30 protein-coding genes are annotated in these 24,831 nt (G+C 70.5%); 27 read left to right on the top strand and 3 right to left on the bottom strand.

The features are described from left to right. Window positions 1-3 precede the first annotated feature (3 nt). Complete coding sequence (locus ACZ3IJ_RS05300; protein ID WP_467466359.1) at window positions 4-753, bottom strand: class I SAM-dependent methyltransferase; 750 nt, start codon at window positions 751-753, stop codon at window positions 4-6. 381 nt (window positions 754-1,134) lie between these two features. On the opposite strand from ACZ3IJ_RS05300, the gene ACZ3IJ_RS05295 reads away from it, so the two are divergent. The 18 genes from ACZ3IJ_RS05295 (at window position 1,135) to ACZ3IJ_RS05210 (ending at window position 14,476) form a co-directional block, all read left to right on the top strand. Further along, window positions 1,135-1,728 (top strand): hypothetical protein, encoded by a 594-nt coding sequence (locus ACZ3IJ_RS05295; RefSeq protein WP_391798239.1) that lies wholly within the window; start codon window positions 1,135-1,137, stop codon window positions 1,726-1,728. Between the two features lie 179 nt (window positions 1,729-1,907). Then, complete coding sequence (gene rpsP / locus ACZ3IJ_RS05290) at window positions 1,908-2,348, top strand: 30S ribosomal protein S16 (protein WP_260227749.1); 441 nt, start codon at window positions 1,908-1,910, stop codon at window positions 2,346-2,348. A gap of 2 nt (window positions 2,349-2,350) precedes the next feature. After that, window positions 2,351-2,590: an RNA-binding protein gene (locus tag ACZ3IJ_RS05285; RefSeq protein WP_005311361.1), complete on the top strand. Its 240-nt coding sequence runs from the start codon at window positions 2,351-2,353 to the stop codon at window positions 2,588-2,590. Window positions 2,591-2,675: 85 nt separating this feature from the next. Then, the gene (gene rimM / locus ACZ3IJ_RS05280) at window positions 2,676-3,221 is read left to right on the top strand and encodes a ribosome maturation factor RimM (protein ID WP_467466358.1); all 546 of its coding nucleotides are present in this window, start codon (window positions 2,676-2,678) and stop codon (window positions 3,219-3,221) included. Beyond that, on the top strand, window positions 3,221-4,042 hold the full coding sequence (trmD, locus tag ACZ3IJ_RS05275; protein WP_467466357.1) for a tRNA (guanosine(37)-N1)-methyltransferase TrmD: 822 nt from the start codon (window positions 3,221-3,223) through the stop codon (window positions 4,040-4,042). Before rimM ends, trmD begins: the two co-directional genes overlap by 1 nt. A gap of 130 nt (window positions 4,043-4,172) precedes the next feature. Beyond that, window positions 4,173-4,523, top strand: a complete 351-nt coding sequence (gene rplS / locus ACZ3IJ_RS05270) for a 50S ribosomal protein L19 (protein ID WP_315893860.1) — start codon at window positions 4,173-4,175, stop codon at window positions 4,521-4,523. Window positions 4,524-4,594: 71 nt separating this feature from the next. Next, entirely contained in the window at window positions 4,595-5,356 is a 762-nt protein-coding gene (lepB, locus tag ACZ3IJ_RS05265) for a signal peptidase I (protein ID WP_467466356.1), read from the top strand. Further along, on the top strand, window positions 5,349-6,407 hold the full coding sequence (gene lepB, locus ACZ3IJ_RS05260; RefSeq protein ID WP_467466355.1) for a signal peptidase I: 1,059 nt from the start codon (window positions 5,349-5,351) through the stop codon (window positions 6,405-6,407). The genes lepB (ACZ3IJ_RS05265) and lepB (ACZ3IJ_RS05260) overlap by 8 nt, the downstream gene beginning before the upstream one ends. Beyond that, window positions 6,322-7,266 (top strand): signal peptidase I, encoded by a 945-nt coding sequence (lepB, locus tag ACZ3IJ_RS05255; protein ID WP_467466930.1) that lies wholly within the window; start codon window positions 6,322-6,324, stop codon window positions 7,264-7,266. Before lepB (ACZ3IJ_RS05260) ends, lepB (ACZ3IJ_RS05255) begins: the two co-directional genes overlap by 86 nt. A gap of 63 nt (window positions 7,267-7,329) precedes the next feature. Beyond that, complete coding sequence (gene lepB / locus ACZ3IJ_RS05250; RefSeq protein WP_467466354.1) at window positions 7,330-8,091, top strand: signal peptidase I; 762 nt, start codon at window positions 7,330-7,332, stop codon at window positions 8,089-8,091. 104 nt (window positions 8,092-8,195) lie between these two features. Next, entirely contained in the window at window positions 8,196-8,672 is a 477-nt protein-coding gene (locus tag ACZ3IJ_RS05245; RefSeq protein WP_467466929.1) for an NUDIX hydrolase, read from the top strand. Between the two features lie 55 nt (window positions 8,673-8,727). Beyond that, the gene (locus ACZ3IJ_RS05240; protein WP_005311352.1) at window positions 8,728-9,036 is read left to right on the top strand and encodes a DUF2469 domain-containing protein; all 309 of its coding nucleotides are present in this window, start codon (window positions 8,728-8,730) and stop codon (window positions 9,034-9,036) included. 340 nt (window positions 9,037-9,376) lie between these two features. After that, window positions 9,377-9,688 carry a YraN family protein gene (locus ACZ3IJ_RS05235; protein WP_467466928.1) on the top strand — a complete coding sequence of 104 codons (312 nt, stop codon included), beginning with the start codon at window positions 9,377-9,379 and terminating at the stop codon, window positions 9,686-9,688. Continuing rightward, entirely contained in the window at window positions 9,688-11,301 is a 1,614-nt protein-coding gene (locus ACZ3IJ_RS05230; RefSeq protein ID WP_467466353.1) for a YifB family Mg chelatase-like AAA ATPase, read from the top strand. The genes ACZ3IJ_RS05235 and ACZ3IJ_RS05230 overlap by 1 nt, the downstream gene beginning before the upstream one ends. Beyond that, window positions 11,298-12,461 carry a DNA-processing protein DprA gene (gene dprA, locus ACZ3IJ_RS05225; protein WP_467466352.1) on the top strand — a complete coding sequence of 388 codons (1,164 nt, stop codon included), beginning with the start codon at window positions 11,298-11,300 and terminating at the stop codon, window positions 12,459-12,461. Before ACZ3IJ_RS05230 ends, dprA begins: the two co-directional genes overlap by 4 nt. 239 nt (window positions 12,462-12,700) lie before the next feature. Next, window positions 12,701-13,537, top strand: coding sequence for an RNA polymerase sigma factor WhiG (gene whiG, locus ACZ3IJ_RS05220; protein ID WP_361603659.1), 837 nt, complete (start codon window positions 12,701-12,703; stop codon window positions 13,535-13,537). A gap of 53 nt (window positions 13,538-13,590) precedes the next feature. Continuing rightward, entirely contained in the window at window positions 13,591-14,148 is a 558-nt protein-coding gene (locus ACZ3IJ_RS05215; protein ID WP_467466927.1) for a TetR/AcrR family transcriptional regulator, read from the top strand. A gap of 7 nt (window positions 14,149-14,155) precedes the next feature. Then, window positions 14,156-14,476, top strand: a complete 321-nt coding sequence (locus ACZ3IJ_RS05210) for a hypothetical protein (RefSeq protein ID WP_467466351.1) — start codon at window positions 14,156-14,158, stop codon at window positions 14,474-14,476. On the opposite strand, the gene ACZ3IJ_RS05205 is transcribed toward ACZ3IJ_RS05210, so the two are convergent. Next, a complete protein-coding gene (locus ACZ3IJ_RS05205) occupies window positions 14,443-14,928 on the bottom strand; it encodes a M23 family metallopeptidase (RefSeq protein WP_467466350.1) in 486 nt (161 codons plus the stop codon). The two genes, ACZ3IJ_RS05210 and ACZ3IJ_RS05205, sit on opposite strands and share 34 nt — an antisense overlap. A 264-nt stretch (window positions 14,929-15,192) precedes the next feature. Here ACZ3IJ_RS05205 and rpsB point away from each other — a divergent pair, with 264 nt between their 5' ends. The 7 genes from rpsB (at window position 15,193) to ACZ3IJ_RS05170 (ending at window position 21,738) form a co-directional block, all read left to right on the top strand. Then, complete coding sequence (gene rpsB, locus ACZ3IJ_RS05200; protein ID WP_467466349.1) at window positions 15,193-16,095, top strand: 30S ribosomal protein S2; 903 nt, start codon at window positions 15,193-15,195, stop codon at window positions 16,093-16,095. Between the two features lie 123 nt (window positions 16,096-16,218). After that, window positions 16,219-17,055, top strand: coding sequence for a translation elongation factor Ts (gene tsf / locus ACZ3IJ_RS05195; RefSeq protein ID WP_467466348.1), 837 nt, complete (start codon window positions 16,219-16,221; stop codon window positions 17,053-17,055). Between the two features lie 158 nt (window positions 17,056-17,213). Next, on the top strand, window positions 17,214-17,978 hold the full coding sequence (gene pyrH / locus ACZ3IJ_RS05190) for a UMP kinase (RefSeq protein ID WP_352191873.1): 765 nt from the start codon (window positions 17,214-17,216) through the stop codon (window positions 17,976-17,978). Between the two features lie 100 nt (window positions 17,979-18,078). Beyond that, a complete protein-coding gene (frr, locus tag ACZ3IJ_RS05185; RefSeq protein WP_158990977.1) occupies window positions 18,079-18,636 on the top strand; it encodes a ribosome recycling factor in 558 nt (185 codons plus the stop codon). After that, complete coding sequence (locus ACZ3IJ_RS05180; protein ID WP_383177428.1) at window positions 18,636-19,721, top strand: phosphatidate cytidylyltransferase; 1,086 nt, start codon at window positions 18,636-18,638, stop codon at window positions 19,719-19,721. Before frr ends, ACZ3IJ_RS05180 begins: the two co-directional genes overlap by 1 nt. Before the next feature lie 139 nt (window positions 19,722-19,860). Further along, window positions 19,861-21,483, top strand: a complete 1,623-nt coding sequence (locus tag ACZ3IJ_RS05175) for an MFS transporter (protein ID WP_467466347.1) — start codon at window positions 19,861-19,863, stop codon at window positions 21,481-21,483. A 69-nt stretch (window positions 21,484-21,552) separates the two neighbouring features. Then, entirely contained in the window at window positions 21,553-21,738 is a 186-nt protein-coding gene (locus ACZ3IJ_RS05170; protein ID WP_467466345.1) for a CsbD family protein, read from the top strand. Window positions 21,739-21,974: 236 nt separating this feature from the next. On the opposite strand, the gene ACZ3IJ_RS05165 is transcribed toward ACZ3IJ_RS05170, so the two are convergent. After that, a complete protein-coding gene (locus ACZ3IJ_RS05165; protein WP_467466344.1) occupies window positions 21,975-22,202 on the bottom strand; it encodes a hypothetical protein in 228 nt (75 codons plus the stop codon). A 697-nt stretch (window positions 22,203-22,899) separates the two neighbouring features. On the opposite strand from ACZ3IJ_RS05165, the gene ACZ3IJ_RS05160 reads away from it, so the two are divergent. After that, window positions 22,900-23,244 carry a MobC domain-containing protein gene (locus ACZ3IJ_RS05160; protein WP_467466343.1) on the top strand — a complete coding sequence of 115 codons (345 nt, stop codon included), beginning with the start codon at window positions 22,900-22,902 and terminating at the stop codon, window positions 23,242-23,244. Next, window positions 23,241-24,296, top strand: coding sequence for a relaxase/mobilization nuclease domain-containing protein (locus ACZ3IJ_RS05155; RefSeq protein WP_467466341.1), 1,056 nt, complete (start codon window positions 23,241-23,243; stop codon window positions 24,294-24,296). The genes ACZ3IJ_RS05160 and ACZ3IJ_RS05155 overlap by 4 nt, the downstream gene beginning before the upstream one ends. Window positions 24,297-24,831: the final 535 nt, after the last annotated feature.

Here is a 24,831-nt window from a genome sequence, read left to right as displayed (position 1 = left end):
CGGCTACCGCACCCGGGCGATCAGGTAGCGGAAGACGTTCGGCATCCAGACCGTGCCGTCGTGGCGGACGTACGGCTGCAGAGCCTCCGTGATCTCCTTCTCGACCTGGTCCGGGTCCGTCGCGCGGATCGCCGCGTCGAAGTCGCCCGTCGAGACGAGGCCCCGCACCGCGCTGTCCGGGTCCGCGTAGCCGAACGGGCAGGACACCCGGCCCGAGCCGTCCGGCTTCAGACCCGCCCGCGCCACCACGTCCTCCAGGTCGTCGCGGAACGCCGGACGCCAGCCCGTCAGCCGCGCCGCGACCTTCAGCACCGATGCCGTCGCGCACCGCTCGGGCGGCCCCCAGCCCGCCAGTACGACGGCCGCACCCGGCTGGGCCAGATGGGTGACGCCGGCGAGGTCCCGCCCCAGTTCCGCCGAGGCGTGGAAGGCCGTGATCACGTCGAACGGCTCGTGGGCCACAGCGCCCACATCCGCCGGGCCGCCCTCGACGACCGTGTGCCCCGTCTCCTCCGGAATCCGCTCCCGCGCCAGCTCCACGCGCGCGTGGTCCCGGTCCACGCCGGTGACCCGCGCGCCGCGCGAGGCCGCGATCAGCAGCGCGAGGCCCGATCCGCAGCCGAGCCCCAGGACCCGTGAGCCGGGGCCCACCTCGAGCCGGTCGTACACCGCCTCGTAGAGCGGTACGAGCATGCGTTCCTGGATCTCGGCCCAGTCGCGCGCGGGGTGGTGCGGGACGAGCGTAGGTGTCATGGAAAGCGCCCCAATCAGTGCCTGGTCGACAGCCCCCGTGAAGCAGGTGCCCGCATCCCCCCGTATGTCAGGGAACTGCCGATCCGTGCCCGCGTCCAGTGCTCGCGCCGCACCACTTCCCCTTCGGGGAGGGGGTGGTGCGCCGATTTGACGCCCGAACGGGTACTGTCCCTGCATCGACCCCCGGGGCGCGTGCACCACCTCTACGCGCCGGGGCGTATGCGCCGCTACGCACCACCTTGACGCGAGCTGCGCGACTTCTCCGCAGTTCGACGCACTGACCCTCGTCCGGACACATCAAGGGCAACTGACGGGTACGTGCAAAATATTTGGGATGCCCCGGAATGGAACCCGGGAGCGCGTCGGCTCGTTGTACGCGACGTGAGCACGACACCACCTGTTCTCGCCGCAGAGCTGGCACAGGCGTGGGCCGACATTCAGCGGCACCACCCCGAACTGCCCGATCTTGCCGCGCCCGAGTCCCTGATCGGAGAGTCGTCGTCCGCCTGCGGCGCCGAGCTCTCCTTCGAACGGCTGCTCCACGAGGCAGTCCACGGCATCGCCGCCGCCCGAGGTGTCCGCGACACCTCACGCGCCGGCCGCTACCACAACCGCAGATTCCTGGCGATCGCCGAGGAGATGGGCCTGGACCACCCCGAGGAGCCGCACGCCAGCAGCGGCTTCTCCCTGGTCACGCTCAACCCCGAGGCGAAGCGGCGGTACAGGCCCACGATGGAGCGGCTGCAGCGGGCCCTCAAGGCCCACACCGTCGCGACGGCCTCGGACACCAAGCGCTCCTTCCGCGGCCCCGCCGCCCGCCACGGCTCCTCCGGCGGCGGAGTGCGCGTGAAGGCCGTCTGCGACTGCGGTCGCAACGTGCGCGTGGTCCCCTCGGTGCTCGCCCAGGCCCCGATCGTCTGCGGAGGCTGCGGCAAGCCCTTCCGTATCCCGGAATCGGTGGGCGCGGCCGGCTGACCCCTGACCCGCCCGGGTCAGGGGCGCCACGGGCGTGTGGCACAATGGCTAGCTGTACTCGACAGTCGCACAGGACCCCTCTCTCCTCCGGCTGACGCGTCCATCGGGCACCCGAGTACCGCAACCCCACGTGGCATCTCATGTGCCCAACCACGTCAAGACCAGGAGACACCACTCCAGTGGCAGTCAAGATCAAGCTCAAGCGCCTCGGCAAGATTCGCCAGCCGCACTACCGCATCGTCGTCGCCGACTCCCGCACCCGCCGGGACGGTCGTGCGATCGAGGAGATCGGTCTGTACCACCCGACGTACAACCCGTCGAAGATCGAGGTCGACTCGGACCGCGCGCAGTACTGGCTGTCCGTCGGCGCCCAGCCGACCGAGCCGGTCCTCGCCATCCTGAAGCTCACCGGCGACTGGCAGAAGCACAAGGGCCTCCCGGCCCCGGCGCCGCTGCTGCAGCCGGCGACGAAGGAGGACAAGCGCGCCTCCTTCGACGCGTTCGCCAAGACCCTCGAGGGCGACGACGCCAAGGGTGAGGCCATCACCCCGAAGGCGAAGAAGGCCGACAAGAAGGCGGACGAGGCCGAGGCCGCGTCCACCGAGTCGACCGAGGCCTGAGCATGCTCGAGGAGGCTCTCGAGCACCTCGTGAAGGGCATCGTCGACAACCCCGACGATGTGCAGGTCGCCTCGCGCAACCTGCGCCGTGGCCGCGTGCTGGAGGTCCGGGTCCACCCCGACGACCTCGGCAAGGTGATCGGCCGCAACGGCCGCACCGCGCGTGCGCTGCGTACCGTCGTGGGCGCCATCGGCGGCCGTGGCATCCGTGTCGACCTCGTCGACGTGGACCAGGTCCGCTGAAGCAAGTTGGACACACCGGCACGGGCCGGGGAGGGCCTTCGGGTCCACCCCGGCCCGTCGTCGTCGGACAGGAGAGAATGAAGTCGTGCAGCTGGTAGTCGCGCGGGTCGGCCGCGCCCACGGCATCAAGGGCGAGGTCACCGTCGAGGTACGGACGGACGAGCCCGAGCTGAGGCTCAGCCCCGGAGCGGTCCTGCTCACCGATCCCGCCTCCGCGGGACCCCTGACCATCGAGACCGGCCGCGTCCACAGCGGTCGCCTGCTCGTCCGCTTCGAGGGCGTACGCGACCGGAACGGCGCCGAGGCCCTGCGCAACACCCTGCTCATCGCCGACGTCGACCCCGACGAGCGGCCCGAGGAGGACGACGAGTACTACGACCACCAGCTCATGGACCTGGACGTCGTCCTCGCCGACGGCACCGAGATCGGCCGGATCACCGAGATCTCCCATCTGCCGTCCCAGGACCTCTTCATCGTCGAGCGGCCCGACGGCACCGAGCTGATGATCCCCTTCGTCGAGGAGATCGTCACCGAGATCGACCTGGAGCTGCAGCGGGCCGTCATCGCGCCCCCGCCCGGGCTGATCGACGACCGTGCCGAGATCGCCTCCTCCCGCGAGGAAGAGTCCTGATGCGGCTCGACGTCGTCACGATCTTCCCCGAGTACCTGGAGCCGCTGAACGTCTCCCTGGTCGGCAAGGCACGCGCGCGTGGGCAGCTCGATGTCCACGTCCACGACCTGCGGGAGTGGACCTACGACCGGCACAACACGGTCGACGACACCCCCTACGGCGGCGGCCCCGGCATGGTCATGAAGACCGAGCCCTGGGGCGACGCCCTGGACCAGATCCTCGCCGACGGCTTCGAGGCCGGCGCGCACGGACCCGTCCTGGTCGTCCCCACGCCCAGCGGGCGCCCGTTCACCCAGGAGCTCGCCGTGGAGCTCTCCGAGCGTCCCTGGCTGATCTTCACGCCGGCCCGCTACGAGGGCATCGACCGGCGGGTCATGGACGAGTACGCGACCCGGATGCCCGTCTACGAGGTCTCCATCGGCGACTACGTCCTGGCCGGTGGGGAGGCCGCCGTCCTGGTCGTCACCGAGGCCGTGGCGCGGCTGCTGCCCGGCGTCCTCGGCAACGCCGAGTCGCACCGGGACGACTCCTTCGCCCCCGGCGCCATGGCCAACCTCCTCGAAGGCCCCGTCTACACCAAGCCCCCCGAGTGGCGGGGCCGCGCCATCCCCGACGTACTCCTCAGCGGGCACCACGGGAAGATCGCCCGCTGGCGCCGCGACGAGGCGTTCCGGCGGACGGTGGCGAACCGGCCCGACCTGATCGAGCGCTGCGACCCCTCCGCCTTCGACAAGAAGGACCGGGAGATGCTCTCCCTGCTGGGCTGGGCCCCGGAGCCCGGCGGCCGATTTTGGCGCAGGGCCGACGCCGTGGAAGAATAGACCGCTGCTGTGTGTCCGACGAGCGCCCCTGCCACAGGGGGACGACGCCCGCCCGGTACGCACGGCGCTTCACCGTCTTCTTCGAACGTTCCGCTGATGACCTGTGGCATCAGCGAGGAAAGAGACCACCATGGCCTCCCTGCTCGACTCGGTCAACGCGGCTTCGCTCCGCTCCGACCTCCCCGCCTTCCGTCCCGGCGACACCGTGAACGTCCACGTGCGCGTCATCGAGGGCAACCGCTCCCGTATCCAGCAGTTCAAGGGTGTCGTCATCCGCCGCCAGGGTTCGGGCGTCAGCGAGACCTTCACGGTCCGCAAGGTCTCGTTCTCCGTCGGCGTCGAGCGCACCTTCCCGGTGAACAGCCCGATCTTCGAGAAGATCGAGCTCGTCAGCCGCGGTGACGTCCGTCGCGCCAAGCTCTACTACCTGCGTGAGCTGCGCGGCAAGGCTGCCAAGATCAAGGAGAAGCGCGACAACTGAGCTCCGGCTCACCGTTCGCGCGGGGCTTCGGAGCACTGACTCACAGGGTGGCCGGATAGGCTCTGCCCTCGATGGACACCGAAGCACAGCACACGGAGCGCGACCGCTCCTCCGAGACGGAGGAGCGGTCGCGCTCCGCGCGTATATCCGGGCCGGGTCGGTCCAGATGGTCCTGGCGCCGTACGGGGGTCCTCGGCGGCGCCTGTGTTCTCTTCCTGCTGCTCCTCGGTCACTTCGTGCTGCAGCCCTTCCTGATCCCCAGCCGCTCCATGGAGCCGACGCTCCAGGTCGGGGACCGGATCCTGGTGAACAAGCTGGCGTACCGGTTCGGCGACCAGCCCCGCCGCGGGGACGTCGTCGTCTTCGACGGCACCGGATCGTTCCTCCAGGAGGTGCCCGAGGAGAACCCGGTCACCGGGCTCCTGCACGGCACCGCCGCGGCCCTCGGCCTCGCCGAGCCCGCCGAGACCGACTTCGTGAAACGGGTCGTCGGCGTCGGCGGCGACCGCGTCGTCTGCTGCGACGCGAACGGCCGGCTCACCGTCAACGGCACTCCCGTCGAGGAGTGGTACGTCCAACTGGGCGACGCGCCGTCTAAGGTCCCCTTCGACATCGTCGTACCGCAGGGCACTCTGTGGGTGATGGGCGACCACCGCAGTCAGTCGAGCGACTCCCGCGACCACCTCGGTCAGCCGGGCGGCGGCATGGTGCCCGTCGAGCAGGTGATCGGCCGCGCCGACTGGATCGGCTGGCCCTTCGGCCGCTGGTCCGGTGTGCCGGAGACCGGCGCCTTCGACGGCGTACCCGCTCCCGCGGCAGGCGGTCATGGGTAACCGCGGCAGGGCGGCCGGGCACCGCGCCGACACCCCGCTGCCCACCGGCACGCGGCCCACGGAGAGCGGCCGTCCGATGCCCGGGCGGGCGGAGCGTCGCAGGCTCGCCCGCAAGGTCAAGCGCCGGCGGCAGCGCTCGGCCGTCAAGGAGATCCCGCTCCTCGTCATGGTCGCGGTGCTCATCGCGCTCGTCCTGAAGACCTTCCTGGTCCAGGCGTTCGTCATCCCGTCCGGCTCGATGGAACAGACGATCCGGATCGACGACCGCGTCGTGGTCGACAAGCTCACCCCCTGGTTCGGCTCCACTCCGCAGCGCGGTGACGTCGTCGTCTTCAAGGACCCCGGCAACTGGCTCCAGGACGCCGGGCCGCCCGCCGAGGACCCGGTCGGCGTCAAGCAGGTCAAGCAGGCCCTGACGTTCATCGGACTGCTGCCGTCGGCCGACGAGCAGGACCTGATCAAGCGCGTGGTGGCCGTCGGCGGGGACACCGTCGCCTGCTGCGACAAGGACGGGCGGGTCACGGTCAACGGCGTACCGCTCGACGAGCCGTACCTGCACCCGGGAAACGAACCCTCGAAGATCAAGTTCAAGGTGACGGTGCCCCAGGGCCGGATCTTCGTGTTGGGCGACCACCGCTCGGACTCCGCCGACTCGCGCTTCCACCTGGAGGAGAAGGACCAGGGGACGATCTCCGTCGACGACGTCGTCGGCCGTGCGGTGGGCATCGTCTGGCCGGTGAGCCACTGGCGGCGCCTGGAGGAGCCGGACACGTTTGCGGCCGTACCGGACGGTCGTTCGGGAGCTGTGTCCGCCGGCGGTGTGTCGCATAGTGTGTCTTCGCGGAATCTGAACGGAATGCCCTGGCTCCCGACCCCTGCGGAACTCCCGCTCGTTATGGGAGTGGTGGGCCTGTCCCTGTTCTGGGGCGGGCATTTGCACGGACTGAGGAGTGGATGTGGGGGATGTGGCCGTCGGCGCACGATCCGGACACGACGATCCCGAGGAGAGGCCCGACCGCCTCGCCGAGTCGTCGGTGGCCATGAGGGATGACTCCGGTGGCCGGTCGGACGCCGACCCCGCGGACGGCGCGGCCGACGCCGAGGGCACCGGACAGGGCGGCGAGGACGGGGAGAGCGACGACGCTCCCAGGCAGCCGCGTTCCTTCTGGAAGGAACTGCCGCTGCTGATCGGTATCGCGCTGCTGCTCGCGCTGCTGATCAAGACCTTCCTGGTGCAGGCGTTCTCGATCCCCTCGGACTCGATGATGAACACGCTGCAGCGTGGCGACCGGGTCCTGGTGGACAAGCTGACCCCGTGGTTCGGCTCCGAGCCGGAGCGCGGCGAGGTCGTCGTCTTCCACGACCCGGGCGGCTGGCTGGAGGGCGAGCCCACCCCCGACCCGAACGTGCTCCAGGAGTTCCTTTCCTTCATCGGCCTGATGCCGTCCGCCGAGGAGAAGGACCTGATCAAGCGGGTCATCGCGGTGGGGGGCGACACGGTCTCCTGCAAGGAGGGCGGCAAGGTCATCCTCAACGGCAAGGCGCTGGAGGAGACCGCGTACACCTACCCCGGCTCCTCGCCCTGCGGTGACAAGCCCTTCGGGCCGATCACCATCCCCAAGGACAGCATCTGGGTGATGGGCGACAACCGGCAGAACTCGCTGGACTCCCGCTACCACCAGAACCTCGCCGGCGGCGGCACCGTCCCGAACGACCAGGTCGTCGGCCGCGCCGTCTTCGTGGCCTGGCCGGTCACCCGCTGGTCGACGCTGCCCGTGCCGGAGACCTTCGACCAGCCGGGGCTCAGCCAGGCGCTGGCCGTCGCCCCCGGCGCGGCCGGTCTGGCCGGTGCGCTGCCGCTGGTGCTGTGGCGCCGGAAGAGGCTCACCGCTCGGCATACCGCCGAGTAGGGGCGCCCGGGTAGGGTGCCGTCCCAGATCGTCGAACCGACCTTCGAGGTGGGGAGCGCTGGGATGAGCGGAAACATACGTACGGAAGGCGGCCGCGGCCGCCTCGGCAGTGTGCTGTCGGGGCTGGTCGTGGCCGTCGGCTGTGTGCTCTTCCTCGGCGGCTTCGCCTGGGGAGCCGTGGTCTACCAGCCGTACAGCGTGCCCAGCGACTCGATGACGCCGGCCCTGGCCGTCGGGTCGAAGGTCCTCGCGCAGCGGATCGACGGCGACGAGGTACGGCGCGGCGACATCGTGATCTTCAACGACCCGCTCTGGGGCGATGTGCCCATGGTCAAGCGGGTCGTCGGCGTCGGCGGCGACACCGTCGCCTGCTGCGACAAGGACGGGCGGCTCACGGTCGACGGCAAGGCCATCGAGGAGCCGTACACCAGGGCGGGCGCCCCCGCCTCGGGGCAGAAGTTCTCCGCGGCCGTGCCGGAGGGGAAGCTCTTCCTGCTCGGCGACGAGCGCCACAACTCCCTCGACTCCAGGACCCACCTGGAGGAGGCCGGTCACGGCTCGGTGCCGAGCTCCGCGGTGACCGCGCGGGTGGATGCCGTCGCCTGGCCCGGGACGGAGCTCGTGGAGCGTCCCACCGCCTTCGCGGCGCTGCCGGGCGGGGTCTCGGAGCGCGGCCCGGTCGAGCCGCTCTTCTACGCGATCCTCGGCGGGTGTGTACTGATCCTTGCCGGGGCCGCGTACGGCCCGGTGGCGCGGCTGGTGGGCGGACGGTCCGCAGGCCGCCAGGGAGACCGGTCGGCGGGCAGGGAGACGGTGGACGCGTGACGGGTGGAGGCGGAGCCCACGTGACGAGTGGAGACGGTGGCCGCGTGGCGGGTACGGAGGGTCCGGCCCGTGGACCGGACCGGCTCGGGCTCGGCGGGCGGGAGCTGCGCCGGGTGGCGCGGGTCGTTCTGCTCGACCCCGACGACCGCATCCTCCTCATGCACGGGTACGAGCCGGACGACCCGGCCCAGACCTGGTGGTTCACGCCCGGTGGCGGTCTGGAGGGCGACGAGACCCGGGAGGAGGCGGTGCTGCGCGAGCTGGCCGAGGAGACCGGGATCACGGACGTCGAGCTGGGGCCGGTCCTCTGGCAGCGACTCTGCTCGTTCCCGTTCGACGGGCGGCGCTGGGACCAGGACGAGTGGTACTACCTGGCACGAACCAGGCAGACCGTGATGGCCCCCGGCGGCCTCACCGAACTGGAGCAGCGCAGTGTCTCCGGGCTGAGGTGGTGGACCTCCGCCGAACTGTCGGCGGCGCGTGAGACGGTGTACCCGACCAGACTCGCCGAGCTGCTGCACAGGCTGCTCGACGAGGGACCGCCGAGTTCACCGGTGGTGCTCGCCCCGGAAATCGCTTAACGGTACGAGCGGCTGGCGCACAATAGGTGGACGCACGGCTGAAGGGGAACATGCCATGAGCGCCGAGGACCTCGAGAAGTACGAGACCGAGATGGAGCTGAAGCTCTACCGGGAGTACCGCGATGTCGTCGGGCTGTTCAAATACGTGATCGAGACCGAGCGTCGCTTCTACCTCACCAACGACTACGAGATGCAGGTGCACTCGGTCCAGGGAGAGGTGTTCTTCGAGGTGTCCATGGCCGACGCCTGGGTCTGGGACATGTACCGGCCGGCCAGGTTCGTCAAGCAGGTTCGCGTCCTCACGTTCAAGGACGTGAACATCGAGGAGCTCAACAAGAGCGACCTGGAGCTTCCCGGCAGCTGATGCCGCGGTCCGGTGTGATTCACCCGGACGAGTGACGAGGTTTTCCACCGGCGCTCGGCCGTCCACCGGCCCGCACACGGAACGTCGCGAGGCGTCACAGTCGGTGCCGGAGGTGGTACCGATGAACGCACCGAGCGCATCGAACACGACGAACGGTACGACGAGCACGTCAGGCACGACAGGCACGACGAGTACGACTGGTACGCCGAGCACGACTGGTACGCCGAGCACGACGAGCACGTCAGGCACGACGAGTACGCCGAGCGGGCCGGGGGCATCGGGCCCCGCGAACCCGAGGAGCGCCCTCGGGCGGTACGGCGAGCAGCTCGCGGTCCGCAGGCTGACCGAGGCCGGGATGAGCATCCTCGCGCGGAACTGGCGCTGCGGACGCACCGGAGAGATCGACATCGTCGCCCGGGACGGGGACACCGTCGTCGTGTGCGAGGTCAAGACCCGGCGGGACGGCGCCTTCGAGCACCCCATGGCCGCCGTCACCCCCGTCAAGGCGGACCGGCTCAAACGACTCGCGGCCTGCTGGCTCGACCGCCACGGCGGACCACCGCCCGACGGGGGCGTCCGCATCGACCTCGTCGGTGTCGTCCTGCCCCGACGGGGTGCCCCGGTCGTCACCCACGCCCAGGGAGTGGCGTGATGGGATTCGCCCGCACCTGTTCCGTCGCCCTCGTCGGGGTCGAAGGGGTCGTCGTCGAGGTCCAGGCCGATCTGGAGGCCGGAGTCGCCGCCTTCACCCTCGTCGGACTGCCCGACAAGAGCCTCACCGAGAGCCGCGACCGCGTCAGGGCCGCCATCGTCAACTCCGACGCCGAATGGCCCCAGAAGAAGCTCACCGTCGGACTCAGCCCCGCCTCCGTCCCCAAGGGCGGTTCCGGTTTCGATCTCGCCGTCGCGGCAGCAGTGCTCGGCGCCGCCGAGCGGATCGACCCCCGGGGCATCGCCGACCTGGTCCTCATCGGCGAACTCGGCCTCGACGGCCGCGTCCGGCCCGTACGGGGTGTCCTGCCCGCCGTCCTCGCCGCCGCCGAAGCCGGCTACCGGCAGGTCGTCGTCCCCGAACAGACGGCCGGCGAAGCCGCGCTCGTCCCCGGGGTCTCCGTCCTCGGCGTCCGCAGCCTGCGCCAGCTCATCGCCGTCCTCTCCGACGAACCCGTCCCCGAAGAGGAACCCGCGGAGGAGGGGCGCCCCGACGCCATGCTCGCCGGACTCCTGGTCCCCGGCGCCGGTGTGGGCACCGGCCTCGCCGCCGACCCGCTCGACGGACCCGACCTCGCCGACGTCGCCGGCCAGCACGGCGCTCGCCGCGCCCTGGAGGTCGCCGCCGCGGGCAGCCATCACCTGCTGCTCTCCGGTCCGCCCGGCGCCGGCAAGACCATGCTCGCCGAACGGCTCCCCGGCATCCTGCCGCCCCTCACGCGCCAGGAGTCCCTGGAAGTCACCGCCGTCCACTCCGTCGCCGGCATCCTCCCGCCCGGCGAACCGCTCGTACGGCGAGCCCCCTACTGCGCGCCCCACCACTCCGCGACCATGCAGTCCCTCGTCGGCGGCGGCAACGGACTCCCGCGCCCCGGCGCCGTCTCCCTCGCCCATCGCGGAGTGCTCTTTCTGGACGAGGCGCCGGAGTTCTCCGGGAAGGCGCTCGACGCCCTGCGGCAGCCCCTCGAATCCGGGCACGTCGTCGTCGCCCGCGCCGCCGGGGTCGTCCGGCTCCCCGCCCGCTTCCTGCTCGCACTCGCCGCCAACCCCTGCCCCTGCGGACGGCACACCCTGCACGGCGCCGGCTGCGAGTGCCCCGCCTCCCTGATCCGCCGTTACCAGGCCCGGCTCTCCGGTCCGCTCCTCGACCGCATCGACCTCCGGGTCGAAGCCGAACCCGTCACCCGCTCGGACCTTCTCGGCCAGGGCGGACGCGGCGAACCCACCGCCACCGTCGCCGACCGCGTCCGCGAGGCGCGTGCCCGCACCGCCGCCCGGCTCGCCGGCACCCCCTGGACCGTCAACAGCGAGGTGCCGGGTCACGAACTGCGTACCCGCTTCCTGGTCGGCCCCGGAGCCCTCGCCGCGGCGGAGCGGGACATCGAGCGCGGACTGCTCACCGCCCGTGGCCTCGACCGGGTCCTGCGCGTCGCCTGGACCGTCGCGGACCTCGCGGGCCACGACCGGCCCGATGCCCAGGACGTCGACCTGGCCCTCGAACTGCGTACCGGCATCGCCCGGGGCGTAGCGGTGGGGGCGGGGGGCCGCTCATGACCTCCGACGCCGAACGCCTCGCCCGCGCCGCCCTCACCCGTGTCGTCGAGCCCGGTGACACCCACGCCGGCCGGTGGCTGCGGGAGTACGGGGCCCCGGGGCTCCTGGAGCGGCTGCGGGACCCGGCGGGGGCCTGGGAGGACGGCCTGTCTCCCGGCACCGGGGAGAAACGGGTCGACGGGTGGCGGCGCCGGGCCGCGGGCGTGGAACCGCGGCGGGACCTGGACACCGCCGAGGCGCACGGCGGTCGGCTCGTCGTTCCCGGCGACGCGGAGTGGCCCCGCCAGCTCGACGACCTCGGCGACGCCCGGCCCGTCGGGCTCTGGATCCGGGGCCCCGCCGACCTGAGGGCGTGGGCGCTGCGTTCCGTCGCCGTCGTCGGCGCCCGTGCCTGCACCCCCTACGGCGCCCACATGGCCACCACGCTCGCCTCCGGACTCGCCGAACAGGGCTGGGTCGTCGTCTCCGGCGCCGCCTTCGGTGTCGACGGCGCGGCCCACAGGGGAGCGCTCGCCGCACAGGGCGCCACCGTCGCCGTCCTCGCCTGCGGCGTCGACGTCCCCTATCCCCGCGGCCATGCAGGACTCATCGGACGCATCGCCGAACAGGGACTCGTCATCGGCGAATTGCCACCCGGCAGTCACCCCACACCCAGCAGATTCATCCTCCGCAACCGGGTCATCGCCGCCCTGACCCGTGGCACCGTCGTCGTCGAGGCCGAGTACCGCAGCGGCTCTCTCGTCACCGCCCGCTCGGCAGCACGGCTCGGTCGCCACACCATGGGCGTGCCCGGAGCCGTCACCAGCGGTCTCTCCGCGGGCGTCCACGAACTCCTGCGCGGCGAGGCCACCCTCGTCACCGACGCCGCCGAAGTGATCGAACTGGTCGGGGACATGGGTCAACTCGCCCCGGCGCGGCGCGGACCCGTCCTGCCGAGGGACCTCCTCGGCCCCGATGCGGCCCGCGTTCTCGAAGCCATGCCCGCGGGCCGCCCCGCGCCCGTGAGCACGATCGGCGACCGGGCCGGCTCGTCCACCGACGACACCCTGGCCCGACTCTACGAACTGCACTCCCTGGGGTTCGTCGAACGGCAAGGAGATGACTGGCGGTTGACGAACACCCCCACGGAAGGGGCGAATGTGCGGCGAGGCGGTACTTGACCCGGAGCATTCGGGTGAAATGGTGATGGTGATGAACCAGCCAGTTCTCCAGGTCGCACCCCGGCGGCCGAAGCGCGCCTCCGTCCGGGTTCGAAAGCGTGGCCGAGGACGGCCACCCGGAGCGGTGCGATCCGCAGAGGTTCGCACACCGCGACGGTCCAGTCACGCTACGCTCACCAGGATTCCCTGCCGGACACCCAGACCGACCAACCCGCCAGCAGAACGGCTCAAGGCAACGCATGCCCCAGCACACCTCCGGGTCTGACCGCGCTGCGGTGCCCCCAGCAGCCCGGGGCACCGTGCGACCTCCCGCACCGACATCGCTCGACGAGCTGTGGCGGTCGTACAAGGACACGGGCGACGAGCGGCTGCGGGAACAGCTGATCCTGCACTACTCGCCGCTGGTCAAGTACGTCGCGGGCCGCGTCAGCGTGGGGCTGCCCTCCAACGTGGAACAGGCCGACTTCGTCTCCTCCGGAGTCTTCGGGCTGATCGACGCGATCGAGAAGTTCGACGTCGAGCGGTCGATCAAGTTCGAGACCTACGCGATCACCCGCATCCGCGGCGCGATGATCGACGAGCTCCGCGCCCTGGACTGGATCCCGCGCTCCGTCCGGCAGAAGGCGCGCAACGTCGAGCGGGCCTACGCCACCCTCGAGGCCAAGCTCCGCCGGACCCCGACCGAGAGCGAGGTCGCGGCCGAGATGGACATCGGCCTGGAGGAACTGCACGCGGTTTTCAGCCAGTTGTCCCTGGCGAACGTCGTCGCCCTGGAGGAGCTGCTCCACGCGGGCGGCGAGGGCGGCGACCGGCTGTCGCTGATGGACACCCTGGAGGACACCGCGGCCGACAACCCGGTCGAGGTCGCCGAGGACCGCGAGCTGCGCAGGCTCCTCGCCCGGGCCATCAACACCCTCCCCGAGCGGGAGAAGACCGTCGTCACGCTCTACTACTACGAGGGCCTCACGCTCGCCGAGATCGGCCAGGTCCTCGGCGTCACCGAGAGCCGTGTCAGCCAGATCCACACCAAGTCCGTCCTGCAGCTGCGGGCCAAGCTGGCCGATGTAGGACGCTGACCGCGCGCGGCCGGTCGTATGGTGGAGCCGTGCCCAGGATTCGAGCGGCCTCCGTGGCCGAGCACCGGACGATGCAGCGCGGCGCCCTGCTGGACGCCGCGCGTTCCCTGCTGTCCGAGGGAGGTACGGAGGCGCTGACCTTCCCCGCCCTCGCCGAGCGCACGGGCCTCGCCCGCTCCTCGGTGTACGAGTACTTCCGCTCCCGCGCGGCCGTGGTCGAGGAGCTGTGCGCCGTCGACTTCCCCGTCTGGGCGGCCGAGGTCGAGACGGCGATGGCGGCGGCCGACACCGCCGAGGGCAAGGTGGAGGCGTACGTACGCACGCAGCTGCAGCTCGTGGGCGACCGGCGCCACCGCGCGGTCGTCGCCATCTCCGCCAGCGAGCTCGACGACGGTGCCCGCGAGAAGATCCGCGCCGCCCACGGCGGGCTCGTGGCCATGATCGTCGAAGCCCTCGCCGACCTGGGCCAGGCCCAGCCCCGCCTGGGCGCGATGCTCCTCCAGGGCATCGTGGACGCGGCGGTGCGCCGTATCGAACTGGGCGCGGCCGAGGACCCGGACACCATCGCGGAGGCCGCGGTCTCCATGGCCCTCCGCGGCGCCACCGGCTGACCGGGCCGTGACGGACCGGACCCCGGAGCACGCCCCGATGGCCCACGCCTCGATCACCTTCGTGCGCCGCGTCGACGGCCTGCGCCATCTCTTCGCGAGGGACGGCGAGCAGCACGGCCGCCCGGTGTACCGCCGCACGGACGGCCAGGTGCGGTGCCTCTGGACGCCCGGCCTCGGCTGGCACTGCGAGATCGCCGACGGCCTCGTCACCGCCCACCCCGTCGACGGCACCGGCGACGAGCCCGGACCTCCGGCGACCGTGTGGCGCAGCTTCAAGGGCGACCGTTCCTACCTCTACGACCTCGTGCCCTCCGGGAACGGTGGCTGATCCGTCACCGGAAGCAGTCTCGACGGGGCCCGGTGCAGGAGCAGCAGGGGGTTCAGGTAGGTGTCCCCGCGCAGCAGGCCCCAGTGCAGACAGGACTCCGGGCAGTGGGGGTTCCCGGGCGGCGCGGGCGCGAGCGTGGCGACCGGGTCGCCGCGGGTGACGGCGGTGCCGGCGGTGACGCGCGGTTCCACCGGTTCGTACGTCGTGCGCAACGGCGGCTCCCCGGTGCCCGGCACGGTGATGGTGAGGGCCCCGCGGCCGGCCACCCGGCCCGCGAACGTGACGACGCCCGATGCCGCCGCGCGGACCGGGGTGCCCACCGGTGCGGCCAGGTCGACTCCGCGGTGCCCGGCCGCGTACGGGCCGGCCGGTGGTTCCCAGCCACGGAGGAGCTCCGGGCGCGGCGGTCCCAGGGGCCAGGTCAGCGCCAGGGCCAGAAGAAGGTGCGTCATGAGGTGCATGGGGACACCGTCCCGCAGCCGCCCGATTCGCGATGATCATGGTTGATATCTGTGGATTACCGGCCGGTTGTGGACAGCGCCGTCACCCGGCACCCCCGGGGTCCCGTACACTTCCTATGGCGATCCGGGTCACCGGGTCGACTTCGCACGCCCCGCCACTCAGCCCTCACCGGTCGTGGCAGCGCCTTTCGGTCCCTCGCGGCACGGCGCGCCGGGGTGTCAGGACATAACCGAGAAACACAAGGAGATACGGCCATGGCCGTCGTCACGATGCGGGAGCTGCTGGAGAGCGGCGTCCACTTCGGTCACCAGACCCGTCGCTGGAACCCGAAGATGAAGCGCTTCATCTTCACCGAGCGCAACGGCATCTACATCATCGACCTGCTCCAGTCGCTGTCGTACATCGACCGCGCCTACGAGTTCGTCAAGGAGACCGTCGCCCACGGCGGCTCCATCATGTTCGTCGGTACGAAGAAGCAGGCCCAGGAGGCCATCGCCGAGCAGGCGACGCGTGTCGGCATGCCCTACGTCAACCAGCGTTGGCTCGGTGGCATGCTCACCAACTTCTCCACCGTCTACAAGCGTCTGCAGCGCCTCAAGGAGCTCGAGCAGATCGACTTCGAGGATGTGGCCGCGTCCGGCCTCACCAAGAAGGAGCTCCTGGTCCTCTCCCGCGAGAAGGCCAAGCTGGAGAAGACCCTCGGTGGTATCCGCGAGATGCAGAAGGTGCCGAGCGCCGTCTGGATCGTCGACACCAAGAAGGAGCACATCGCCGTCGGTGAGGCGCGCAAGCTCCACATCCCGGTCGTCGCGATCCTCGACACCAACTGTGACCCCGACGAGGTCGACTACAAGATCCCGGGCAACGACGACGCGATCCGCTCCGTCACCCTGCTCACCCGCGTGATCGCCGACGCCGTCGCCGAGGGCCTCATCGCCCGCTCCGGCGCCGCGACCGGCGACTCGAAGCCGGGCGAGAAGGCCGCCGGCGAGCCGCTCGCCGAGTGGGAGCGCGACCTGCTCGAGGGTGAGAAGAAGGCTGACGAGGCCGAGGCTCCGGCCGCCGCCGAGGCCGAGAAGACCGAGGCTCCGGCCGCCGAGGCCGCCCCGGCCGCCGAGGCTGCCGACGCTCCGGCCGCCGAGGCCGAGCAGGCCTGACCCACGACCTGGCCTTCACAGGCCAGGTCCGGTTGGTTGTATCGGATGTCGACGGCGGGGGCGCGCGTTGCCCCCGCCGTCCACCCGTAGATCTTTCAGACTTCGAGAGAGAAACTCAGACTCATGGCGAACTACACCGCCGCTGACGTCAAGAAGCTCCGTGAGCTCACCGGCGCCGGCATGATGGACTGCAAGAAGGCTCTGGACGAGGCCGACGGCAACGTCGACAAGGCCGTCGAGGCCCTGCGCATCAAGGGCCAGAAGGGCGTCGCCAAGCGCGAGGGCCGCTCTGCCGAGAACGGCGCCGTCGTCTCCCTCATCGCCGACGACAACACCTCCGGTGTCCTCGTCGAGCTGAAGTGCGAGACGGACTTCGTCGCCAAGGGTGACAAGTTCCAGGCCGTCGCCAACGCGCTCGCCGCCCACGTCGCCGCCACCTCCCCGGCCGACCTCGAGGCGCTGCTCGCCTCCGAGATCGAGCCCGGCAAGACGGTCCAGGCGTACGTCGACGAGGCCAACGCCAACCTGGGCGAGAAGATCGTTCTCGACCGCTTCGCGCAGTTCGCCGACGGCTTCGTCTCGGCCTACATGCACCGCACCATGCCCGACCTGCCCCCGCAGATCGGTGTTCTCGTCGAGTTCGACAAGGAGAACGCCGAGGTCGCCAAGGGCGTCGCGCAGCACATCGCCGCCTTCGCGCCGAAGTACCTCACCCGTGAGGACGTCCCGGCCGAGGTCGTCGAGACCGAGCGTCGCGTCGCCGAGGAGACCACCCGCGCCGAGGGCAAGCCCGAGGCCGCGCTCCCGAAGATCGTCGAGGGTCGCGTCAACGGCTTCTTCAAGGACGCCACGCTGCTCGGCCAGCCGTACGCGCTGGACAACAAGAAGTCCGTCCAGCAGATCCTGGACGAGGCCGGTGTCACCCTGAAGCGCTTCTCGCGCATCAAGGTCGGCATCTGAGTCCGTACGCGACGGACACCGGGCCCGGGTAGGGTCTGAAGCAGTCGCCCACGCTCGCGTAGGACGACCGCAGTTCTGACGAGGAGGCCATTGCCGTACGGGAAACCGCAAGGACCCACCGGCAATGGCCTTCGTCGTATGTGCACGAGGAGATCTCCATGAACCAGAGCGCCGTACAGGGCGACGACAACCACGGCAAAAAGGCCGGCCGCTTCATGCTGAAGCTGTCCGGTGAGGCATTCGCCGGAGGCGGCGGTCTCGGCGTCGACCCCGACGTCGTGCACAAGATCGCCCGCGAGATCGCCGCCGTCGTACGCGACGGAGCGGAGATCGCGGTCGTGATCGGCGGCGGCAACTTCTTCCGCGGCGCCGAGCTGCAGGTGCGCGGCATGGACCGGGCCCGCTCCGACTACATGGGCATGCTCGGCACCGTCATGAACTGCCTCGCCCTCCAGGACTTCCTGGAGAAGGAGGGCATCGACTCCCGCGTCCAGACCGCCATCACCATGGGTCAGGTCGCGGAGCCGTACATCCCGCTGCGGGCCGTGCGCCACCTGGAGAAGGGCCGTGTGGTCATCTTCGGCGCCGGCATGGGCATGCCGTACTTCTCCACCGACACCACGGCCGCCCAGCGTGCCCTGGAGATCGACGCCGAGGCCCTGCTCATGGGCAAGAACGGCGTCGACGGGGTCTACGACTCCGACCCGAAGAAGAACCCGGACGCGGTGAAGTACGACGCGCTGGAGTACGGAGAGGTCATCTCCCGCGACCTCAAGGTCGCCGACGCCACCGCCATCACGCTGTGCCGCGACAACAAGCTGCCGATCCTCGTCTTCGAACTGCTCGCCGAGGGCAATATCGCTCGCGCGGTGAAGGGTGAGAAGATCGGCACTCTCGTGAACGACCAGGGCACCCGGGCCTGAGCCTCGGCTCGAACCGGGTACCTCCCCGCCTGGGGATGGACAGGGCCCTGCCGGTCGTACACCGTGCAGGACAAGACGCGACGACACGCAGGAGCAAGTGGTGATCGAAGAGACCCTCCTCGAGGCCGAGGAGAAGATGGAGAAGGCCGTCGTGGTCGCCAAGGAGGACTTCGCCGCGATCCGCACCGGGCGTGCGCACCCGGCGATGTTCAACAAGATCGTGGCGGACTACTACGGTGCGATCACGCCGATCAATCAGCTGGCGTCGTTCTCGGTTCCCGAGCCGCGCATGGCGGTCGTGACCCCGTTCGACAAGAGCGCGCTGCGCAACATCGAGCAGGCGATCCGTGACTCGGACCTCGGCGTCAACCCGAGCAACGACGGCAACATCATCCGTGTGGTGTTCCCGGAGCTGACCGAGGAGCGCCGCCGGGAGTACATCAAGGTCGCCAAGGGCAAGGCCGAGGACTCCAAGATCTCCATCCGCTCCGTCCGCCGCAAGGCGAAGGAGACCATCGACAAGCTGGTCAAGGACGGCGAGGTCGGCGAGGACGAGGGCCGCCGCGGCGAGAAGGAGCTCGACGACACCACCGCGAAGTACGTCGCGCAGGTGGACGAGCTGCTCAAGCACAAGGAAGCCGAGCTGCTCGAGGTCTGATGAACGACTCTTCCTGGGGGGCCCCGGCCGGTTCCGGCTACTGGGGGCCCGACCAGGGGCCTGCCCCGGCGGGTCCCGCATACGATGGGCTGCAGGCGGCGCAGACTCGGCCCATGCCCATCGTGCCCGACGTCCCCGCCGGCGATCACCAGGACGACCACGACCGGGGGGCCGCTCAGCCGAGCGGTCCCCTGTTCCGTGACGAGACGCCGAACGAGCACCCGCAGGAGCCCATGTCCAGCCCGTCCCAGCCCGCTGCCCCGCAGAAGAAGAGCGCGGGGCGCGATCTGGGCGCTGCCATAGGGGTCGGTGTCGGTCTGGGCGCCGTCATCATCGCGTCCCTGTTCATCTGGAAGGCCGCGTTCGTCGGCGTCATAGCGGTCGCCGTCGTGGTCGGTCTGTGGGAGCTCACCTCCCGTCTCCAGGAGCGCAAGGGCATCAAGGCGCCGCTCGTCCCGCTGGCGGTCGGCGGTGCGGCGATGGTCGTGGCCGGTTACGTCCGCGGCGCCGAGGGGGCCTGGGTCGCCATGGCCCTGACGGCGCTCGCGGTGCTCGTGTGGCGGATGACGGAACGGCCCGAGGGCTATCTGAAAGACGTCACGGCGGGCGTCTTCGCCGCGTTCTACGTACCGTTCCTCGCGACGTTCGTGGCACTGATGCTCACGGCCGACGACGGCGCGGAGCGGGTGCTCACGTTCCTGCTGCTCACGGTCGTCAGCGACACCGGGGCGTACGCGATCGGCTGGCGTTTCGGCAAGCACAAGCTGGCCCCGCGGATCAGCCCCGGCAAGACCCGCGAGGGCCTGGTCGGAGCGGTCACGTTCGCGATGGCGGCGGGTGCGCTGTGCATGGAGTTCCTGGTCGACGGCGGCTCGTGGTGGCAGGGCCTGCTGCTCGGGCTGGCGGTGGCGGCGAGCGCGACGCTCGGTGACCTCGGCGAGTCGATGATCAAGCGAGACCTCGGCATCAAGGACATGGGCACCTTGCTTCCGGGCCACGGCGGCATCATGGACCGCCTGGACTCGCTGCTGCCGACGGCGCCGGTGGTCTGGCTGCTGCTGGTGCTGTTCGTCGGCACGACCTGATCTTCCACGCTCCCTCACGAGGGGCCCGCCGCTCACGAGCGGCGGGCCCCTCGTGCGTCGGCACCGCGGGTACGGCCATGTGGTGGACGCTTGCGGCGGGTCTCGGTTTCCTCGGGGTCGTCGTTGGCACGATGCGGCCATGGCACCCAGGGGAGGAAGTCCGGAAGCTCCGGCGGGGGCGCGTCTCGTCCTGCTGACGCTCGCGGCCGGTCAGTTCCTGATGGCGCTGGACAGCTCCGTCATGAACGTGTCGATCGCGACGGTCGCCGACGACGTGGGCACCACCGTCACCGGGATCCAGGGCGCCATCACGGCCTACACGCTCGTGATGGCGATGTTCATGATCCCCGGGGGCAAGGTCGGGGCGCTGATCGGGCGCAAACGTGCCTTCATGATCGGCTGCGTGATCTACGGCTGTGGCTCGCTGACCACGGCGCTGGCACCGAACCTTCCCGTGCTGCTGGTCGGCTGGTCCTTCCTCGAAGGGATCGGGGCGGCGCTCATCATGCCCGCGATCGTGGCGCTGGTGGCCGGCAACTTCGCCACGGAGCGACGCCCCACGGCGTACGGGATCGTGGCGGCCGCCGGAGCGGTGGCCATCGCCCTCGGGCCGCTCATCGGGGGCGTCGCCACGACGTACTTCTCGTGGCGCTGGGTCTTCGCCGGCGAGGTCCTCGTCGTGCTCGTCATCCTGGTGTTCGCCCGCCGGATCGCCGACGCCGTGGGCGAGGAGCGCTCGCGGATCGACCTCGTCGGAGCCGTACTGTCCTCGCTCGGACTCGGGATCTTCGTCTACGGCGTGCTCCGCTCGGACGAATGGGGCTGGTTCCGGCCCAAGCCGGACGCGCCCTCCTGGCTCGGCGTCTCGATGGTCGTGTGGTCGATGCTGGTGGGCCTGCTCCTGGTCTGGCTCTTCCTCCGCTGGGAGGCGCGGCTCGCCGCGCGCGGCGGGGAGCCGCTCGTCGACCCGGCCATGCTGCGGAACAAGCAGCTCACCGGCGGTCTGACGATGTTCTTCTTCCAGTACCTCGTCCAGATGGGCGTGTTCTTCGTCGTCCCCCTCTACCTCTCCGTCGCCCTGGGGCTGTCCGCGCTGGCGACCGGGGCGCGGATCCTGCCGCTCTCGCTGACGCTGCTGGCGGCGGCCGTCCTGATCCCCCGGTTCCTCCCGGACGTCTCGCCGCGGCGAGTGGTCCGGCTCGGGGTGTTCGCGCTGCTCGCGGGCGCGGTCGCGCTGATGGCGGCACTCGACGCCGACGCGGGCGCGGAGATCGTCACCGTCCCGCTGCTGCTGATCGGGCTCGGCATGGGCGCGCTGGCCTCACAGCTCGGCGCGGTGACCGTGTCAGCCGTGCCCGACAGCCGGAGCGCGGAGGTCGGCGGCGTGCAGAACGCCGTCACGAATCTCGGCGCCTCGATCGGTACGGCCCTCGCCGGGTCGCTCCTGATCGCCGCGCTCACGGGGTCGTTCCTCACGAGCGTCGAGCAGAATCCGGCGATCCCGTCCGACGTCAAGAGCCGGGCCGCCGTGGAACTCCAGAGCGGTGTCCCCTTCCTCTCGGACGCCCAGCTCACGGCGGCGCTCGACGAGGCGGGCACCTCCGAGGCGGTCACCGCGGCAGCCCTGGAGGCGAACGCGGCCGCCCGTCTGGACGGCCTGCGAGCGGCCCTGGCGATCCTCGCCCTGTGCTCGCTCCTCGCTCTGTTCTTCACGCCGCGCATCCCGTCCACCCAGCCGGGCTCTCCACGGACCGGCGGCTGAGCGGGGGCGCCGCGGACCGCCCGGATCTAGCGTGGACGTAAGCCGACGGGCCGCCGAAGGGATCAGACGATGAGCAACGCGATGGACAAGGCCAAGGGCAAGCTCAAGGAGGTCACCGGAAAGATCACCGGAAACGAACGGCTGGAGACCGAGGGCAGGACGGACCAGGCGAAGACCAGGATCCGCGAGACGGTGAAGCACGTCCGCGAGCGGGCAGAGGGCATCAGGGACTCCCTGAAGCGTGACCACTCCTGACGCGCTCGAATCCCCTCCCGCGCCCTCTTGGGTGCGGCTGAGACGCTGTGAGCCTCCGGCTGTGAGGTACTTGCACCCTGCCGCGTTGCATGTTCCTCGCCCCGAACGCCCCGGGGAGCCGGGTGGGTTCGGCCGCTGACACCCGCGGCCAATTCCCCTGAGAGCTAGCTGTTTGGAAGGCTCTCCTTATTCAAGGCGCAGTCAGGAGGTCTTCACCAGCCGGAGCGAGGCGCCGGTCACGCGCCTTCCTGCCGGGCCCATGCCCTGATCGTGTTGGGTGCAACCGCCGTAAGCGCCGTGATCTTCCGAAGGGGCACCTCCATTCGGCGCGCTTCCATGATCAGCGGTCGCAGTTCGGTGTCGATGGCCTCCAATTCGGCGAGCAATCGCATGCGGGTCTGCCCTGCCTCTCGGAGAGCCTCTTCAGCGTCAGCTCGAAGCTGAGACGGTGCTTTCTGCATCATGGCGTTCAGTGTGACACGGCGGTAGAGGGTTGCGCAATCGTGGCCCCAATAATGTTGAAAAGCATGCACTTCGCGGAGCCCTATGGAGCCTCGGTCGCGCCTGCAGCCCGGGGTGGCGCTGAAGGCATGGCAACCGGACTCTGCCGCTGCCAGTCCTCTATCGGTACCGGCCGGACTGGCACCGGCCGAACCCGGGCGACCACGCGGCTCGAATCTGCGCCCCGACCGGCAGAGGGGGTTTCATGAGCTGATGGAACTGGCAGTCTGTTGGGTTCTACAGCTGGCGAAACAGACCGTTCATCTGCCCTGCCGCGCGAGTAGGCGACGAGCCGCAGCTCCGCTTCGCGGCGGGCGCGATACGCGTACTCGCGATGCGTCCGCGAGCAGTAGTCGCGACTCCTTCCGACGCCGGACTGCTGAATCTTGTCGCCGCACCACGCACACAGCTTGTTGCCGTCCGCGTCTCTGGGGGTCTCGCTTTTCATACCACCCGACCGTACGCGACTCTGTGGCATCAGGAACCCTCCACCGGTGGACCGGCTGTCTTGGCGCTTGTCCAGTCCATGCCAGGGGGCGGGGTGCCGTGCAGGGTACGTCGGGTTAGATGATCAGATATCACCAAGCGGGAGGGGAACGGGGAATGGTGCGAGGGACGCCGGGTGAGCGGCGCGCTCATTGCGTGTCGGTGCGGGTCACGGTGAAGGAGCTGGAGCAATGGCACGCAGCGCGGGCCGAGACAGGCCGCAAGGAGCTGGGCGCGTGGGTACGGGCCGTTGTGACCGAGGCCTTGACCGGCCGAAAAGGTGTCCCGGGGGACTTGCCGGTCGTGCCGCTGGTTAACCAAGCTGCTTACGGGCAACTCGTTCAAGCAGCCAACAACCTGAACCAGCTCACCCGTTACACGCACCAAGAGCGAGAGCTCCCGGCCGCGATCCAGGCCGCCGTTGAGGAGATCGGGAGAGCCGCCCTGGCTTTGCGCGGGCTTGGCCCGGACCGCGTCACTGCCGACGACGAGCACCATGACCACGGGACCGACGCGTGATAGCCAAGGTCACGAAGGGGAAGCGGGCCGGAGGAGCGCTGCGGTACGACTTCGGCCCCGGGCACCGTGAGGAGCACAAGGACCCGCGGATCGTGGCCGGGTCGGTCCCAGGAACCCCGCAGCAAGTCGCTCGGATTATCGACCGGCACAACCGCAGACGGGCCGACGTCGCCCGGCCGATCTGGCGCTGCAGCCTGTCGTTACCGGACGAGGACGGCGTACTCACCGACGAGCGCTGGGGTCAGATCGCCGAGCAGTACATCGGAAGGATGTGGGGCCCGGACGTGCCATGGGTGGCCGTACGCCACGGTGACGACCACGTACACCTCACGGTGTCCCGCGTCCGTTGGTCCGGTGAGCTGGCCAGCGACTCGCACGACTACGCGAGGTCGAGGCCGATCGTCCGCGCGCTGGAGGCCGAGCACGGGCTGACCAACGCGGAGGAGCGGTCGAACCGGATCGCGCCGCAGGTGTCTGGACCGGAGAGGGCCGCCGCCCAGCGCCGGGGAGCCGAGCGGCCGGAGCGCGAGCAGCTGCGCGAACTTGTCCGCGCCGCCCGCGACGCATCCGCCGGCGGCGGGCGCCAGGCCTTCGAGGCCGCACTCGAGGAAGCAGGGGTTGGGTACCGGGCCAATGTCGGCAAGGGCGGACGAATGTCCGGCTACAGCTTCAGTCTGCCGGGGTGGACCGACGGTGAGGGCGCCCAGGTGTGGGCAGCCGCGTCGAAGGTCTCGCGCGAGCTCCGGTGGGCGGAGCTGGAGTCGGCCCTCGGAAACTCGGACCCTTCTACGGCGACAGCGCCGGCACCGGCTACAGAGCGAGCCCAGGAGCCTGAGCCCGCTCGGGTGCCGCCGCAGCAGGGCGACGCGCCTTTGACCCCGACTCAGGCGGCTGCTTCCCAGTGGATGGTGGGCCAGAACCGAGGCCGCGGGGCCGGCGCGTCCGGCTCTCGCGGTACGACGGGCACGAGGCGCACGAGCGCGACCCGGAGCACGGGCCCGGACGGACAGCCGTACCGGCCTCCCCAGCCGGGACGCGGGCAGGGCTTGTAAGCCGGCTTCGGGACTGGGGGTGTTCCCCGTGGGGCCACGCCCAGTCCCTGGCGGCAGACTGACACCATGAGCAGCACGCGCCGCCCTCTGGGCAACGGTCCAACGATGAGCACTGCGAGCACGACGAGCACAGTGCCAGTTGTGCGGCTTCTTCCCGTCGAACGAGCCACAAGCTCGCCCCTCCTCTCGAGCGATGAGGAGGACCAGATGATGCCGCGCTCAAGACGCCCGCTTGGCCCCGGCCACACCGGAGCGGACTCTGCCCTCTCCTGACGGCAGCGCTCGGCGACAGCTTCGCGGCTTCACAAGGGCGGTGAGCACCCCCACGGATGCCCTGGGCGACTGCCGCAGGCGGGCACACTCCGGATCAAGGGCGACGCGCTGCTGCCAGTCAGTGCATGGGGACGATGAGGCGCGTTCCTCTGAGACCTGCACCGCCGACAACGGCAATGCGCCTAACGAGCAGGAGACAGAACCCTCGGGGGGAGCGGGTCGTGCTGTCGCGGTTGACGAACGTGACGATCTCGATTGCTAC

This window comes from Streptomyces sp. NPDC013317 (assembly GCF_055563155.1).
Note: the sequence above shows the minus strand (reverse complement) of the source record. Positions and strands in the feature narration are given on the sequence as shown.

Coding starts and splice junctions, on each gene's coding strand:
- ACZ3IJ_RS05300 (WP_467466359.1), bottom strand. CDS start 753: ATGACACCTACGCTCGTCCCGCACCACCCCGCGCGCGACTGGGCCGAG.
- ACZ3IJ_RS05285 (WP_005311361.1), top strand. CDS start 2,351: ATGCTCGAGGAGGCTCTCGAGCACCTCGTGAAGGGCATCGTCGACAAC.
- trmD (WP_467466357.1), top strand. CDS start 3,221: ATGCGGCTCGACGTCGTCACGATCTTCCCCGAGTACCTGGAGCCGCTG.
- rplS (WP_315893860.1), top strand. CDS start 4,173: ATGGCCTCCCTGCTCGACTCGGTCAACGCGGCTTCGCTCCGCTCCGAC.
- lepB (WP_467466356.1), top strand. CDS start 4,595: ATGGACACCGAAGCACAGCACACGGAGCGCGACCGCTCCTCCGAGACG.
- lepB (WP_467466355.1), top strand. CDS start 5,349: ATGGGTAACCGCGGCAGGGCGGCCGGGCACCGCGCCGACACCCCGCTG.
- lepB (WP_467466354.1), top strand. CDS start 7,330: ATGAGCGGAAACATACGTACGGAAGGCGGCCGCGGCCGCCTCGGCAGT.
- ACZ3IJ_RS05240 (WP_005311352.1), top strand. CDS start 8,728: ATGAGCGCCGAGGACCTCGAGAAGTACGAGACCGAGATGGAGCTGAAG.
- ACZ3IJ_RS05230 (WP_467466353.1), top strand. CDS start 9,688: ATGGGATTCGCCCGCACCTGTTCCGTCGCCCTCGTCGGGGTCGAAGGG.
- dprA (WP_467466352.1), top strand. CDS start 11,298: ATGACCTCCGACGCCGAACGCCTCGCCCGCGCCGCCCTCACCCGTGTC.
- whiG (WP_361603659.1), top strand. CDS start 12,701: ATGCCCCAGCACACCTCCGGGTCTGACCGCGCTGCGGTGCCCCCAGCA.
- ACZ3IJ_RS05205 (WP_467466350.1), bottom strand. CDS start 14,928: ATGACGCACCTTCTTCTGGCCCTGGCGCTGACCTGGCCCCTGGGACCG.
- rpsB (WP_467466349.1), top strand. CDS start 15,193: ATGGCCGTCGTCACGATGCGGGAGCTGCTGGAGAGCGGCGTCCACTTC.
- tsf (WP_467466348.1), top strand. CDS start 16,219: ATGGCGAACTACACCGCCGCTGACGTCAAGAAGCTCCGTGAGCTCACC.
- pyrH (WP_352191873.1), top strand. CDS start 17,214: ATGAACCAGAGCGCCGTACAGGGCGACGACAACCACGGCAAAAAGGCC.
- ACZ3IJ_RS05180 (WP_383177428.1), top strand. CDS start 18,636: ATGAACGACTCTTCCTGGGGGGCCCCGGCCGGTTCCGGCTACTGGGGG.
- ACZ3IJ_RS05175 (WP_467466347.1), top strand. CDS start 19,861: ATGGCACCCAGGGGAGGAAGTCCGGAAGCTCCGGCGGGGGCGCGTCTC.
- ACZ3IJ_RS05170 (WP_467466345.1), top strand. CDS start 21,553: ATGAGCAACGCGATGGACAAGGCCAAGGGCAAGCTCAAGGAGGTCACC.
- ACZ3IJ_RS05165 (WP_467466344.1), bottom strand. CDS start 22,202: ATGATGCAGAAAGCACCGTCTCAGCTTCGAGCTGACGCTGAAGAGGCT.